Annotated in this window: 10 protein-coding genes and 1 riboswitch; all 10 genes read right to left on the bottom strand. The window is 42.3% G+C overall.

Going from position 1 to position 15618, the window contains the following annotated elements; translation table 11 throughout:
* Positions 1-298: 298 nt before the first annotated feature.
* Entirely contained in the window at positions 299-997 is a 699-nt protein-coding gene (locus FILTAD_RS05790; protein WP_124069565.1) for an ECF transporter S component, read from the bottom strand.
* Positions 973-2652: an ABC transporter ATP-binding protein gene (locus FILTAD_RS05795; protein WP_124069566.1), complete on the bottom strand. Its 1680-nt coding sequence runs from the start codon at positions 2650-2652 to the stop codon at positions 973-975. The genes FILTAD_RS05790 and FILTAD_RS05795 overlap by 25 nt, the downstream gene beginning before the upstream one ends.
* Positions 2598-3512, bottom strand: coding sequence for an energy-coupling factor transporter transmembrane component T (locus FILTAD_RS05800; protein ID WP_124069567.1), 915 nt, complete (start codon positions 3510-3512; stop codon positions 2598-2600). The genes FILTAD_RS05795 and FILTAD_RS05800 overlap by 55 nt, the downstream gene beginning before the upstream one ends.
* A gap of 115 nt (positions 3513-3627) precedes the next feature.
* The gene (locus FILTAD_RS05805; protein WP_124069568.1) at positions 3628-4476 is read right to left on the bottom strand and encodes a DUF4430 domain-containing protein; all 849 of its coding nucleotides are present in this window, start codon (positions 4474-4476) and stop codon (positions 3628-3630) included.
* Positions 4477-4556: 80 nt separating this feature from the next.
* Positions 4557-9470 carry an S-layer homology domain-containing protein gene (locus FILTAD_RS05810; protein WP_124069569.1) on the bottom strand — a complete coding sequence of 1638 codons (4914 nt, stop codon included), beginning with the start codon at positions 9468-9470 and terminating at the stop codon, positions 4557-4559.
* Between the two features lie 191 nt (positions 9471-9661).
* Positions 9662-9850, bottom strand: a riboswitch (cobalamin riboswitch).
* A 265-nt stretch (positions 9851-10115) separates the two neighbouring features.
* Positions 10116-11309 carry an N-acetylglucosamine-6-phosphate deacetylase gene (gene nagA / locus FILTAD_RS05815; RefSeq protein ID WP_124069570.1) on the bottom strand — a complete coding sequence of 398 codons (1194 nt, stop codon included), beginning with the start codon at positions 11307-11309 and terminating at the stop codon, positions 10116-10118.
* Between the two features lie 45 nt (positions 11310-11354).
* Positions 11355-12293: a hexose kinase gene (locus tag FILTAD_RS05820; protein ID WP_124069571.1), complete on the bottom strand. Its 939-nt coding sequence runs from the start codon at positions 12291-12293 to the stop codon at positions 11355-11357.
* 74 nt (positions 12294-12367) lie between these two features.
* Positions 12368-13225, bottom strand: a complete 858-nt coding sequence (locus FILTAD_RS05825) for a tagatose-bisphosphate aldolase subunit GatY (RefSeq protein ID WP_124069572.1) — start codon at positions 13223-13225, stop codon at positions 12368-12370.
* Positions 13226-13265: 40 nt separating this feature from the next.
* Positions 13266-14441: an SIS domain-containing protein gene (locus tag FILTAD_RS05830; protein WP_124069573.1), complete on the bottom strand. Its 1176-nt coding sequence runs from the start codon at positions 14439-14441 to the stop codon at positions 13266-13268.
* A gap of 166 nt (positions 14442-14607) precedes the next feature.
* On the bottom strand, positions 14608-15600 hold the full coding sequence (locus FILTAD_RS05835) for a LacI family DNA-binding transcriptional regulator (protein WP_124069574.1): 993 nt from the start codon (positions 15598-15600) through the stop codon (positions 14608-14610).
* Positions 15601-15618: the final 18 nt, after the last annotated feature.

The raw sequence follows: 15618 nt of genomic DNA on the forward strand, positions 1-15618 counted from the left end.
TCTATATAAGTTTGTAAGCCACCTTCGCCGAGAACAATCTTAGGGTGCCGGGCTATTGACACCATTTGTGCACTTCAAATTGTGGCAGTACCTGGAATTCCGTAAGTTACATTTTACCAACCTCGCAACATAAAACGTCAATCCCACAACGTAATCCCTGAACCTACCAACGTTTTCTTCACACCTCACAACGTTTCACCAAAACCTCACAACGTTTAATAAAAAGGTACCAGGTTACAAAACAATTCCAAACTGTTTTGTAACCTGGTACCCTAAATTAATGAACAGGCATCTAACATCAAGCCCTCTGAAAATCAAACAATCCATATTTTTTCTTAAAACGCTCGAGAATACGCATCCAGCTAACACCGAACACAAGTAGAAAAAAGACATTGGATAATCCATGCGCAAGGTCAAAGTAAATACTGGCCACATAAATTCCTGTGAAAAACTCCCATGAAAAGCTTTCAAGGTTACCAACAATGATCCACATATTCATGAACCATCCAAACAAATAACCCCACACAAACCCAAACACACACTTGCCCCAGAGTTTGCTCATCCACCACGTATTCCGTAATAAGCCTGCAGTCATGCCGACCATGCCCCATGCATACATTTGCCAAGGGGTCCATGGTCCTTGTCCTAGAAAGATGTTGGATACAATCGCCGCCACTGCCCCAACAAGGAACCCTGATTCAGCTCCAAATACAAGGCCTACCATAATGATGACAAAAGTGGTGGGTTGTACACTCGGCAACCCTGCGAACGGCACACGTCCAACCGCCGCTATGGCTGCAAGCATCGCAAGCATGACAATTTCACGGCCGCCGATTTCCTTCATTTCAAAACGAGCGAACATCGGCAGCATGATACAGCCGATAAGAAGAAAACTGAGTAACAAATACGCTTTATATTGAAATAAAACGATTGACGCTACCAACAAGATGACGATTAGGATTGAAACAGCCATTAAATAACGATTGGATTTCGCCATAGGATACGCGCCTCCTCTAACGTCAATACTTCACCTACTGAACTTTGTCTTGTTGCGCGATTCAACGCTGTTGTGTAAAAGTAATTGCCCTTGAATAATTGTCCCGGTGTCCCATCCACCGTTATTTCTCCGTCAAACATCATTGCACATCGCTCCGCATTTTGTGCGGCAAACTCAATATCATGCGTCACCATCATAATTGTGATGCCTTGCTTATGAAGTTCAGCTATTATTTCTGCGAATCGCTGCTTTGAAATCGGGTCGAGCCCTTTTGTCGGTTCGTCGATAAACAACATCTCAGGATTACCAAGCAACATACAAGCCAACGCAGCTTTTTGAATTTCGCCCCCCGAACAATCATAGGGATGCCGTTCGCGAAGGTTTGAAATACCGAAACTCTCTAGTACCTCCGTAATGCGATTTCCTCCATTTACCACCCCATATCGCTGAACGGCGTCCTCCATTTCCTTCCCAATCGTATCTTGAACAAAATACGTCCGTGGATTTTGCGGTAAATAGGCGACCTTCCCCGCGAGGTCAAGCCCTTTTAACTTCGTAATTTCTTTTCCCTCAAACGTTATATTGCCGCGTTGGGGACGAAGACTACCTATGCATGCTTTCAAAGCTGTCGTCTTACCTGAACCGTTCCCCCCTACTAGCGCGAAGAACTCTCCTTGTCTGATTTGAAGAGAAAAACTTTTTAAAATAAATTTATCCTTCTTTCCGTAGCGGAAATACACATCCTTCACAGCAAGCAGTGGATTGGCTTGCCTCTTCTCTGTCGTTGACTCATGAACATGTCCACTTGAAAGTTGAGCAGATTGCGTCGATAGCCATCCCCTCGCCTCCTTGACATTAAGTGGAACTTGGGAAGCGACAGGCATTTGGTCAAACTCCATGTACATTCGTGAAACACTTGGTATGTAAGGGATGAACCGTTCATCTTCTGTCATATAAAGCGAATGAACCAATTCACGGCTCATACCTTCATAAATGATTTGCCCGGCCTCCATCATAACGATATGATCAGCCACAGCAAATAACTCTTCCAGCCGATGTTCAACAAGAATAATTGTCATGCCCATTTCTTTATTTAACCGTTCCAGCATCATGATTAATTCCTTTGCCGCAATCGGATCGAGTTGCGATGTTGGTTCATCCAGCAACAGAACTTTCGGTTTCAATAACAAGACGGAGAGCAAATTGAGCATTTGTTTTTGCCCACCTGAAAGTTCAGAGGGCTTCGTTTGCAACAAATTTTCCATTCCAAAAAAGTGAACCATTTCCGCCACCCGCTTGCGCATTTCAAAATTTGAATAAGCAAGGTTTTCCATGCCGAAAACAATTTCCTGCATCACTTCATCCATCACAATTTGATTGTCGGGGTCCTGTGAAACAAGGCCTATTTCCTCAACCAACGTACGGTCATCCCATTTGTCCATCGCCTTACCACCGTAGCGTATTTCTCCCGTCCGTTTACCGACAGGAGCCAGCTCTTTCTTCAAAAGGCGCAGCAATGTCGTCTTGCCGCAACCACTTGCCCCGCATAGGACGACGAATTCCCCTTCCGACACATGCATATCAATGTTTTGAAGAACTTTTACGTTCTCGTCCGGGAATTCGAATGAGACGTTTTCCATAGCGAGTAATTCCATTTCAGCAATTCTCTCCCTTCTATCAGTAACGGAAATGCCATAATCACAAGCATACTGATGAACACTATCCAGTCAATTGGATATAACTGAAGCGTTCCAAGCTGGGGATAAATAATTATTTTTCCATAGCCAAGCAACCCACCAACAAGACAAATCAACAGCAAAACGGCAAGCGTCACGAGCCAACCGACTTCCTGCCTAGCCAATCGATAAGGAATATAAGGACTGCGTTTACCGATTCCATACCCGCGCGCTTTCATGGAATCGGACGTTTCGATCGCCTCTTCCAATGACCAGGTCAGCAAAACTTGCAGAATCACCATTCCGCTTTTTGCTCGTTGACGAATCGTCCCCGTCTTTATCGATAAGCCTTTCACGCGTTGCACATCGGCAATTTCATCTAATCTTCTATTCAAAAGTGGCACAAAACGGATGGCCAACATAGTCAAAAATGCCGTACGTGGTAAAAATCGTGAAAAGACAAATAAGAATTTATTGCCGTTCAATATCAAGTTGAATGATATGAACATCAGTAAAATGAGAACAAGCGACATCGACAAGACGGCACCATATAAGGTGGCCTCAAGCGTTACTTGCTTTCCGCGGAAATAAAAGAAAATATGCGTCCCGCGGGAATTAATAAAAGGATTCACCAAAATGATGACAGCGCACATTACACTGAGCATCGGAATCCATTTTTTTAGTGCTTTGCCATTGTCATGTGTCAAGTTGACAAGGATCAAAACGATACAACCCACCCCCAAAAACAAGGGGTGATTGAAATACATCGCCAAGACACCAACCGCTACATAATACAAAAACAAGACGAAAGGATGCATTCTTTCAAGCCCGTTTGACATCACTCGTCACTCTCTTTCCAGTGGAAGGATTTTAACTGTTTCCACAACTGAATTTGAAAACCGAATCGATCCTTCGCCTAGGCATAAAGGATGGATTCGGCTTTTACTGAACTCCCTAACGACGGAACGGTTTTAAATTTGCATTCAAGTCAACGCCGAGATTTGTCGTATAAAGCCATTCGACCCGGTCACCGTCCAGCAGTTTGACAACACCTGCACCTCGATCCGGGAAAATGCCATTTACACGATACATCCAGCCGCTTCCTTGACCACGGTCAAATTCATAGACATTGTCGATTCCTTCCACGTAGGCAGTCGCTCCTTGGCCGCCTCGGTAATCCATTTGGACCTTATTCTTCTTTGTAATGTTTATGAGCGTTTTCAATACCGTATCGCCGTCTTTAATTTCCATGGTTGTCGGTGCTAATGGTATTTCACTTCCAGAAATAACAATTGAGTAAACCACTTTACTTGTCTTGGCTTCAGGTACTGTAGCCGGCTTGTTAGGCTTCGGTTCCGCCGGTTTTGTTGGAGAAGGTTTTGTCGGAGCAGGTTTCACTGCCCCCGGTTGAGTAGCTGTTGTAGATTTCGCTGATTCGCTTGCCGGCTTATGCACTACAGCAGGCGATTTCGTGGTAGCTGCCGGCTTCTTGGACTGTTGATCGGATGCAGGCTTCTCCACCGTTTTGTTCGCTGACTTCACATCGACCCCTGGTTTTTGTGTAGCTTCTTTTTCAGAGGTAGCTCGAGTCTTTTCTTGCACAGTAGCATCCGGCATCGTTTCTTCATCTTGCGTTTCGTCCTCTATTGCCTTCTGTGATTCATCATTCACTGCTTCCGCAATAGGTTGGTCCTCATTCTCCAAACCGGTAGGCTTCTGGAGGGATGATCCACATCCACTAACGATAAATACCATGAGAAATACACTAAGGGTCAGCACTAGATGTCTCGAAATTCGCTTCATTAGACAACCTCCTGATCATTTTATTTCCCCCTCAAACATTTGTGTTGGAGGGGTGAAATTCTAAATAGCTCGTTCACACATCAGTTTGCTTGTTCTAGTTCAATAAGGTTCACTAGCATTTTTGTTGCTTGTGCACGTGATGTTGGACTTCCCGGCATATACTTTCCGTTATTACCTATCGCAATCCCAGTGGCATATAACACCGATATCGCATCTACTACTTCTTGGCTATAGTACCCAAAGTCAGTAAAAGGTGCTTTTTTCGGCGCACTATATTCACCACCAAATTTGTATGCCAATGCACGTTGCATCATTAGAGCCATTTCAGCTCGCGTCACTTTCCGGGTCGGATTGAAGTTACCGTTGCTCCCCTTCACAATTCCATATTTGTAGGCAGCCGCAATTCCCATCTTCGTTTCTTCGGGAAAGTTTTTTATATCTTTGAACGGTGCCTTATCCGTTGTTTCTAATTCCAACGCTCGAACAATTAGTAAAACTGACTGGGAACGTGTTAAATGATTATTCGGTCTGAACGTTCCATCTGTATAGCCTTTTACGACTCCAGCTTGAACTGCTTTATAGATATAATCTTCCGCCCAATGTGAAGAAAGATCTTTGAATCGAATCTGTGTCGGCTTTACTTGTTGACCTGTAAATTGGTAAAGCGCCCCTTCACCTTTCACATATAATTCAACTGCGACAAGCGCTTGCAAGGCTTGTTCAGTCGCCATGCTATTTGCTGTTTTATCTTCTGCAGTATGCTTGAATCCACCATTTTTTGCCTCGAAGCTTAGTAAATGATCCAGTAAGTTAATGCCATTCTTTGTAAATTCCTCACTTCTTGGATCAATCCCATTCGTCGTCAACGCAATAATTACTTGCGACGCCGCTTCACTTGTAATGCCGCCGACAAAGGCTTCATTAAATCCGCCTGTCGCGCCTTGTTCTTTCGATAAAAATGCGACTGCCTTGTCAATCGCTGTCTTCACATTTGCTTGTTCTTTATAAGGGGCCAACGCAATCAATGCCATTGCCGTAATATCAAAACTTGTAGAGCCTGTTGTCGATGTTTCCAAACTCCATGAGCCATCCGCTTTTTGATACTTTAAAAGTTCTGCAACGAGTTTGTCGCGTGTCCATTTTGCATTAGCAGGAACCTTATACGCTTTTGAATCAAGAGCGATAAGCGCGAAAATAATTCCGTTGTTCCCTTGGAAAGTTAGGCTATCAACACGCTTAGTCCCCATTATCCGATCTTCACTGTTGTAAATTTTCTCAATAAGATTGAAGCCTTTGCCATCCACATTTTTCGGATCGATACCGATTGCGGTAGCCGCCATTGTTAAGCGTTCAATATCTGTGATTTTCATGCGTCCTTTACCTGATTTGCTGATTACTTGGTCTTCCAGGTTCTTCTTGAACTGAGTCACATAATTAGCTGGTACTTGTACACCCGCTCTAGCGAGACCGATTGCTTCCCATTCAGTTTTCACACCATCACGTAATAGCTTATCGCTAATCGCTTTGATCGCCGACTTGACAGTATCGGGTACTTCACCAGATTGTTTTCCAGTTGTTTCAAATACAACAAATTCAGTAAAATGCGTCGTTTTAATGACAAGGTCTTTCCCATCTTGGAAAGCATAAACATCGTCTTGACTGTTTCTTGAACCCTTTTTGTCGATACGTGTGAACTTGCCGTCCACGTCGATAAAGCCCGCTTCTTTTTCACCAAGATTTTCAAATGCCAAGCTCACATGTTTATCAAATGTAATCGTTTGGCTTCCGCCCACTTTGATATGCGCATCAATGCCAACTAATTGTTCACCTGCAAGCGCTTTTGTAACTTTCGCTTTGTCTTCTTTGGTTGTTTTTATTTTAGTGGGTGCTTGTATTTTTTTATCCCAATCACTTGTGACCGACGTACCTGAAGGTATCTCCAATTTTGCACCTGCACGATCGGCAATCAAATTAGGAAGTACAGCAGTGCTGAATTCCATCATTACTGGAATCGAGACGTCTTCGTTCGGTTGTACTGCAAGTGTATAGCTTTGATTTGACGGAACACTAACAACGGGCAATTTAGGCGGAGTTAATGGCTTTCCAACCTGATTTTCTTCCTCGGAACTCCAACTATTTCCGACATCTTTACCTAAGTCTCTTGTATATTGCCAACGAAGCGAGTCTCCCTCTTTAAGTGTATAAATTCCAGCACTAAATTGGGGGAATTCTCCGTTCACCGAATACATCCAGCCGCTAAGTGGCCCACCATCGAACTCACCCAGTCCATCAATTGCTTGGACATAAAGTGTCGGACCTGAACCGATGGAGCTTATTGAAATGCTTTTATTATCCACGACTCTTTGCAATAACGTATACGCCGTGTCGCCTTCTTTAAGAGTGGCTTCCATCGGTGAAATGATATCGCCTTGTCCCATCGTCCGTTTTTCAACAGATATGCGGACCTTCTTCGTTATTGGAGTTGGATCTGGTGTTTCTTCCGGATTTGGTGTTTCCTCTGGATCTGGCTTTTCTTCTGGATTAGGTTCTGTCGATTCTTCACTTCCAAATTGATAAAGAGGGCCATTTCCATTCACATATAAATCAAATGCCACAAGTGCTTGCAATGCTTGCTCAGTTGCCATGGCATTTGAAGTTTTATCATCTGTAGTATGCTTGAATCCACCGTCTCCTGCTTTGAAGCTCAGTAGATGATCTAATAGAGTTATACCGTTTTTTGTGAATCCTTCACTTCTTGGATCAATCCCATTTGCTGTCAAAGCGATAATGACTTGGGAAGTTGCTTCACTGGTAATACCGCCAACAAAGGCTTCATTAAACCCGCCTGTTGAACCTTGTTTTTCCGCTAAGAATGCCACTGCATCGTCGATTGCTGTCTTCGCATTCGATTTGTCTTGATAGGGAGCCAACGCAATCAATGCCATCGCCGTAATATCAATACTGGTAGTACCTGTTGTTGATGCTGATAAACTCCATGAACCATCGGATTTTTGATTGTTCAAAAGCTCCGTGACTAGTTTATCGCGTGTCCATTTGGCATCAGCAGGAACCTCATACGCTTTTGAATCGAGTGCGATGAGCGCAAAAATAATTCCGTTGTTTCCTTGGAAAGGAAGGCTATCAACATGCACAGATCCCATTATTCGATCTTCACTGTTGTAAATTTTCTCAATAAGGTTGAAACCTTTTCCATCTACGTTTTTCGGATCGATACCGACTGCAGTTGCCGCTATCGTCAGGCGTTCAACATCTGTAATTTTCATACGGCCTTTGCCTGATTTGCTAATCACTTGCTGTTCCAGGTTTTGCTTGAACTGATCTACATAACTAGCTGGAATCTCTACACCCGCTTTAGCGAGCCCGATTGCTTCCCATTCGGATCGCACGCCATCGCTCAAAAGCTTGTCACTAATGCCCTTGATTGCCGACTTAACAGCTGCTTCTTCATTTTCATCCGGGTTTGATGCCGTCAAATCTTGCTCAGCGAGTCGCTGCCAGACTGATTTGCCCGTTTGGATATCTGTCAATGCAACGAGTGCTTGCTCTGTTGACATTCCGTTCACGTTTTTATCGTTGTGCCTCCACTTAAATCCTCCGTTTTCTAGTAGAAAACCTCTATATGCATCCACTACTGTCTTTCCATTTACAATCCATTTCTCCGCTAGTGGATCTTCTCCAACCGCCACTAGTCCCGAAATAGAAGTAGAAAGGCTATTGGAATTATCGCCCATTCCAAATCTACCTGCGGAATTAAAGCCTCCGTTTTCCAAGTCCAATTGTCGCGCTTTCAAATAGTCCTTCGCGCGTTCAATGGCTGCATCAGTAGCACTTTCCCCCTGATAGTTTCCGAGAGCCAGTAATACCATTCCTGTTATATCTATATCAGATTGAGTACCAAAAAGAGCAAAGCCACCATCGTCATTTTGTGAATCCAATACGAATTTCAATGCTTGTTGTTTTTTACTTGCATCCCAAGTCCCCACATCATGGCCAAGTTTTTCACCCGCATCCAAAGCGAGCATTGCCCATACATGCTTGTTTATGCCACCGATATTTCCTTTTTCTTTTTGCTGAGCAGCTAATTCGGCATACAGATTCCTATTTGTCTCCCAAGCCTTTGAAGGATCTTCACCCATAGCTAGCAAGCCAAAAATGTAGCGGATATGTTCCGTATCTCCAGAATCCGGCTTCAACTTAGGATCAGTTGTCTGCCAACTCGGCAATGTCCAAGAACCGTCCGTCAGGTTCTCTCCTGCCCCCCATAATGCAACAATTTTCCACCACCACGATAAGTTAGTACTGTTCATTTTATAATACTGGACCGTATCTTCAATCATTTCTTCCAATGACTTATCACCCACCGAGCCATTTAAGGACGGTTGTGTCTGACGGTTGTAATAAAAGCGTACAGTATCACCCGCTTCCAGTTCATATACATCCGCACCAACCTGAGGAGTTTCTCCATTGACCGTGTAAATCCAACCATCCGAGCCATCTAGACTTCCAGCTGCTTCTCCATTGATTGCTTGAATAGATGAACCTTCAAGCGTATAAGATATTTCTTCTGCATCCAGCGTTTGTTTCAACGCATCTAGTGCAGTTTGATTATCAGTTATACTGATAGATTTACTTGGTAATAGTACACTATCAATTCCATCTACCGATAAATCAACGGTAAATTCGTTCACTTCTGCCTTTTCACAAGATTCGCTACCTGATTCTGTTTCTACATCTATAGTAGACTTTTTTTCAGCTTCCAGTGGAGCCCCTTCCTCTGATATATCAGATTTGGATGAATCTAATGTAGAAGATTCTTCCGCGTCTGTATCAACTAGCTCCCCTTCACTATAATTGCTGCCTTCTTCATTCTCGACACTCCCTGCTAGTGCTGTCGGTACTACCATTGAAAATATAAGTAAGAAACTCATTAAAATTGTGAAGCATTTTGTCAACTGTTTATGTAGTTTTCTCAATTCCTAATCCTCCCTGTTTTGGTACTTCCCATTAGATTGCCACTCATTCAGTACTAGTGATTTCCTTTCAAGTTATTTTTATAAAAATTAAAAAGCTCCTACCTCCCTAAATAGAGGTAAGAGCTTATGCACTCGCATTAAATTACTAATGACATGAAGACATACATAATGCTACCTTTCTCCGGAAGGTATTTCGCATACAAGTTTTGGCAAGTCTCCTGACTTATGGGTATATCGTTTCTTCCACCTTCCCAGTTTTTACACCAGTGGTATGAATAGAAGTCACTTCCCATTTACAGTGGCCGGACCGTTCAGGATTTTCACCTGATTCCTTTTTAATCTTCGCTAAATAGCAAAAAGCCAAAACTGTTTTATTTAATTTTTTATTTTTACTCTATTAAGTATAGTGCTAGAGTTTGAGAAATGCAAAACTATTTGCAGTTCTTTACTTAGGATACCAGGCTACTGACCCAGGTTTTACGGTGACAGGTACTCACACCTTCACGTTTGTTTTAACTATCTTGATTAATTATACTCTCATGTTTGTATGGGTGACAGGCACTGTATATTGATGTTTCACCAACCTTGCAACATTATCCTCACACCAACAACGTTTCACCAAAACCCCGCAACATAAATCAAAAGTCACCCAAACGCCCCACTACGCTCATAACCAACAGCCCCTCTACAAATCGTCAACTCAATTTCACCATCCCTGCCAATTACAACAATATCAGCATCTTTCCCACTCTCTAAAGATCCTTTTCGGTTTGATAGTCCTAAACGGTTAGCTTGATTCATTGAGGTGATTTGTACTTGGTCATGTATAGATAATTCAAGCCACTTTGCGAGATTCAATCTTACATCATTCATCGTCACTATACTTCCCGCCAAAGAACCCGTAGACGTTAATGTACATTTCCCGTCCAGGGAGGTCACTTGCTGTCCACCCAGATCATATTCACCGTCCGGCAATCCTTTCGCACGCATTCCATCAGTTATCGCTAGTATTCTTTCAAGCCCTTTCATTTTCACAATGAGTTTCAGTAAATCCGGATGGAAATGGATGCCATCCGGAATAATTTCAACATGGACATCGTCTTGTAAAAGGACCGCTCCAACAACTCCCGGGTCACGATGGTGCATTCCCTTCATCCCATTAAACAAATGCGTTGCATGGGTAACCCCCTGCTGGATAGCGTGAATCGATTCGTCGTAGGTTGCATTTGTATGCCCCATTGATGGAATCACATTGGTTCTTTCAAGTTCGGTTAAAAGTTCAAAATCAGTGTCCAACTCAGGGGCATATGTGATTACTTTAATAGTATTCCCGGATAACTCCTGCCATTCTTTGAACAGATCAGCATTCGGTACAATAATGGCACTCTCTGGCTGGGCTCCTTTTTGTTCTTTATTTATAAAAGGTCCTTCCAAATGAATGCCAATCATTTCCGCAACGCCAGGGCCATTACTGTCCTCTTTATACCATCCAAGACTTTTTAACGTATCACTTGTATGTGAGACGGGGTTCGTTATCGTCGTCGCTAAGAATGAGGTGGTTCCCTCTTTTGCTAGAGCGCGCGCGATTCCTTCAAAAGCTTCCTGTTTTCCATCCATAAAGTCAAATCCTGCTGCGCCATGAACATGGATATCAATCATACCCGGAATCACATAGCCTTTCTCACTACAATCAAAAACTCTATCGGCGGCCGTCAAAGATGGACAATTTTCCATCTTACCAATTGACTCAATTTTTTCTTCTTTAATATGTATAAACCCTTCTTGCAAGATACTATCTTTTAAAGCTATTGTTGCGTTAAGTAAATATACGTTTCCCACGAATAACTTCCTTTCCTATGCTTCGTTCAATCATATACAATCACATTAGTCATTTTCGATTCTTTCAACCACTATCTGGCCAACAGCCCAACCGATTTTTTCTACATTAATATGACCTGTTTTTTCTTCCAATGCATTTAAGACACCCATCGACAGACCAAACTTGATCAATTCTTCATCGGCTAATTCACGAGCGATTCCTGCAGCAAATCCCGCTACAACTGAGTCACCCGAACCGACCGGATTACTAGCACTTACTTTTGGTACCCTTGCCCTGTATAAATTTTTATCATGTTTCACAATCGCTCCATCTGCCCCAAGCGTGACAACGACCCAAGGAATATCAGCAAATAGTAACGATCCTAGTGCATCCATTATTTGAGACTCGTCAACAGACCTTTGGCCAAGCAAATTTGCTAGTTCTTCCTCATTTGGTTTGATGAGTAAGGGTTTATGTTCACTTTCTATTATGGTTGTCAATGAAGCACCATTTGAATCTAGTAAAATGGGCGTATCATACTGATTAGCGATTTCCACCAATTTCACATAGTAATCAGCTGGAAGTCCCTTTGGCAAGCTTCCGGATAGCGTTACTAGCCTAACCAGTTGTACGTATTCAGTAAACCTTTCTAAAAAAAGTGTTGCTTCATTTTCTGAAATCAGTGGACCACTTTCCAGTATTTCCGTTTGTTTTCCTTCATGGATAATAGCGATACAGTTCCGTGTTTCTCCGTCTATCGGAACAAAAAAATCCCGTATACCTAAGGCCGCAATCTGCGCACTGATGAACCCTCCTAAACTGCCACCTAAAAATCCCGAAGCAGCCACATCCTCGCCAAGCTGGTACAATACCCTTGCAACATTCAGTCCTTTACCACCCGCAGTTTTAGAAACATCCCCAACCCGGTTTACAGTGTCTAGCGAAAGATTATCAAGCTTATAACTTATATCTACAGCTGGATTTAATGTAATCGTTACTATCATCGTATACCACTCCATCCCCGCTACATTTAGCTCTTTATAGTCAAATGGAGTGAGAATAATCTCACCCCACAGTTTTATGCTTTCCCGTCACTCATACACATAACTATCTTCTCTTTTACCACGTTCCTCATCGCATCTTTTGCCGGTTTCATATACTTTCTAGTATCTGTCTCATTTGGATTTTCGATTAAATGCGTGCGCAATGCATCGGAAAATGGAATTTTCAGCTCCGTAGAAATATTCACTTTTGCACAACCAAGTGAAATACATTTCCGGACATCCTCTTTGGAAATCCCTGAAGCACCATGAAGTACAATCGGAATATCCACTAAGTTCTTTATCTCTTCCAGACGATCAAAATCGAGATTCGGTTCAGTTTCGTAAAGACCATGACCTGTACCGATGGCAACAGCTAGGGAGTCAATGCCCGTTCGCTCGATAAACTCCTGGACAGTACTTGGATCTGTATACGCTGCATCCGCCGCTTCAACAATCATATCGTCTTCTTGCCCAACTAATTTTCCGAGTTCAGCTTCGACTGTTGCACCGTATTTATGCGCTATGTCCACTACTTTTTTGCTAAGCTCAATATTGTCTTCGAACGTACCATGCGATCCATCTATCATGACCGCTTTTACACCTAATTCAAGCGATTCTACAATCGTTTCAACGGTTTCATGATGATCTAAGTGCAAAGCAATAGGGATATCATGGGTCTTTGCTGCTACCTCCGCAATTGCTTGAATGTAGGCGCGCCCACTGTAAGCCATCGTTCCTGGAGTCGCCGCTAAAATGACAGGTGACTTTAATTCAACTGCCGCCTCAATGACCACCTGGATTGTTTCTAGGTTATGAATATTAAAAGCGGGAACAGCATACCCCTCTTTTCTAGCTTTCTTAAGCATTTCCATTGTGTTTTGTACATATCCCATCACTTTTCCCCCCTGTTGGTCGATTTGATTGTCGGATTGATTATTCTTTATAGTCGTAAATCGTAACACCTTTTACGACACGACTAATCGCACCATCTGGACTTGGATTATCCGGTGTAATTCCCAATTGGATTGACTTTTTCAACGCTAAAGCTTGCGCGAAAACAACATATAGTAGTGCTAAATGGAAATCGTTTGAAATTGGTTCAGTTCCAGCATTCACTGAAATAACCCAATCTGCGAGTTTCTCCACTTCTTCATCGTTTGTTTCAGTAAGTACGATGATTTTCATGCCTGATTGTACTGCTGCTAATTCACGTAAAATATCAAGATCGTATTTTCGCGTATAAGGATCTTGTGACATGAACAAAACGACTGCTGATTTATCAGTCAAAATTGATTTCGGACCATGACGGAAACCGAGCGATGATTCATGGATTGCAACGACTTGTCCACCAGAGAGTTCAAGCATTTTTAAAGCTGCTTCATGCGACAGTTGAGCAAGTAATCCAGAACCCAAATAGACAATTCTTTCAAAATCGAATTCTAATACCTCATCAATAGGAGCCCCAATTTTACCCATTAACTGTTCCGCACTATCAATAATTTGGTGGGCTACATCTTTTGTAAAAACGTTTTCTGTAAACAACATATAAGCAGCAATGGTCATGCTTGTGAAACTACTTGTCATTGCTAGTGATTGATCATTTGCTTTTTCAGGCATTAATAAAGTAATACTTTTGTCATCACCTTGAATGTTTTTCGCTAATTGCCCGTCTTTATTACACGTAATCACAACTTGGTAAAAGTCAGTAACAATCTCTTGTCCTAATGTGACAGTCGCAACACTTTCAGGACTATTTCCGGACCGTGCAAATGATACCAATATTGTTGGTGTGTCTTTAAACAAGTAGGCTGTTGGATTTGAGACAATATCCGTTGTTGGAATGGACTCAAATTGGATGTTTTGTTGATTTTGTCGTGCTAATTCTGGAACGAGCGTATCGCCAACAAATGCAGATGTACCGGCACCCGTTAAGATGACTCGAACCGTAGGGTGTTTTATGTAGATAGAGTCAAGAAATGTTTTATATGATTCTTGTTGCTCGAATAGATCTGTAACTAATTCCTGCCATACAGCAGGCTGTTGGTGTATTTCCGTTGTCGTGTGTATCGCGTTACTTTCATTGATTTGTTCTAAAGTTAAGTTAAACATTGTCTGAAACCTCCACTTTTCAATAAATAATAGATGTCGAACTAAAGATTCCATTCAAAACCGCTGTGGCGCTTGGGGATGCCTACGCTGGAGATTATATCGAATCCCCTGTTCAACATATACAGCATGCAAGAGTAACTTATCAATAAACTCACTTAACGAGTCCTTACTTTTTCACACTATCACGGATTACAAGTTTGGTGGAAACAACTATTTTCTTTGCAATTTTTCTTCCTTCTAATCGTTCTACTAATGTATCGACAGCTGTTTCTCCCATAACTTCCGTATATACCCTAATCGTGCTCAATGCTGGATACATATATTTCGAAACGGTCATGTCATTTATTCCGATGATACTCACCCGCTCCGGGATTGCTATACCCGCCTCGTGAAGGGCTCGTAAACCGCCAATCGCCATGACATCACTACTCATGAAAAAGGCAGTGGGTAAGTCTTCACCTAATTCTTCGATTGCTTTTTTCATTAAACGATAGCCATCTTCAACGGAGAAAGAGCCTACATACACAAATCGTTCATCGAACAAACGATTTTTTTCCATATAGGATCGGAATGACTTTTCACGCAACTCTTCTAGGGGTTCAGTTTGCCCTTTCAGTAACTCCCTCCCGCCGATAAAGCCTACTTTGCTATGATTGGTCGCAAGGAAATAATCGATGATTTTTTCCGTCGCTTTTTCAAAATCAATGACAATCGCATCATATTTATCTTCATTTGGGCTGTAGTCTACAAAAACAACTTTCGGATTAATCGTCGTCAATTGCTTCACTTGTGGGTCGCTGAACTTACCTACAGCAATAATGCCCCCGATTTCAGCTGCATTTATATCAGTAATATTATCGAAAAAGTACACTTCCGGTTTCATACCGATTTCCTTACATCTGACTTCAATCCCAAGCCTTATTGATAAATAATAAAGATCATTCAATTCTTCTTTTTCTGTATACCAATGTACAATCGCAATTTTTTGATCGATAAATTTTTTCACTGGACTTTTTCGGTAAGATAACGCTTCGGCTGCTTCAAATATTTTCATCTTCGTGCCATCTGCTACCGACAAACTTGCATCATAATTGAGCACGCGTGAAACTGTTGCAGAAGATACACCAGCTTTTTCTGCTATATCTTTAATCGTTGCCATTCTACTATCACCTTTTCC

Origin of the sequence: Filibacter tadaridae (genome assembly GCF_900609045.1) — a bacterium.
Classification (GTDB): Bacteria; Bacillota; Bacilli; order Bacillales_A; family Planococcaceae; genus Sporosarcina; species Sporosarcina tadaridae.

Coding starts and splice junctions, on each gene's coding strand:
- FILTAD_RS05790 (WP_124069565.1), bottom strand. CDS start 997: ATGGCGAAATCCAATCGTTATTTAATGGCTGTTTCAATCCTAATCGTC.
- FILTAD_RS05795 (WP_124069566.1), bottom strand. CDS start 2,652: ATGGAATTACTCGCTATGGAAAACGTCTCATTCGAATTCCCGGACGAG.
- FILTAD_RS05800 (WP_124069567.1), bottom strand. CDS start 3,512: ATGTCAAACGGGCTTGAAAGAATGCATCCTTTCGTCTTGTTTTTGTAT.
- FILTAD_RS05805 (WP_124069568.1), bottom strand. CDS start 4,476: ATGAAGCGAATTTCGAGACATCTAGTGCTGACCCTTAGTGTATTTCTC.
- FILTAD_RS05820 (WP_124069571.1), bottom strand. CDS start 12,293: ATGATAGTAACGATTACATTAAATCCAGCTGTAGATATAAGTTATAAG.
- FILTAD_RS05825 (WP_124069572.1), bottom strand. CDS start 13,225: ATGGGATATGTACAAAACACAATGGAAATGCTTAAGAAAGCTAGAAAA.
- FILTAD_RS05830 (WP_124069573.1), bottom strand. CDS start 14,441: ATGTTTAACTTAACTTTAGAACAAATCAATGAAAGTAACGCGATACAC.
- FILTAD_RS05835 (WP_124069574.1), bottom strand. CDS start 15,600: ATGGCAACGATTAAAGATATAGCAGAAAAAGCTGGTGTATCTTCTGCA.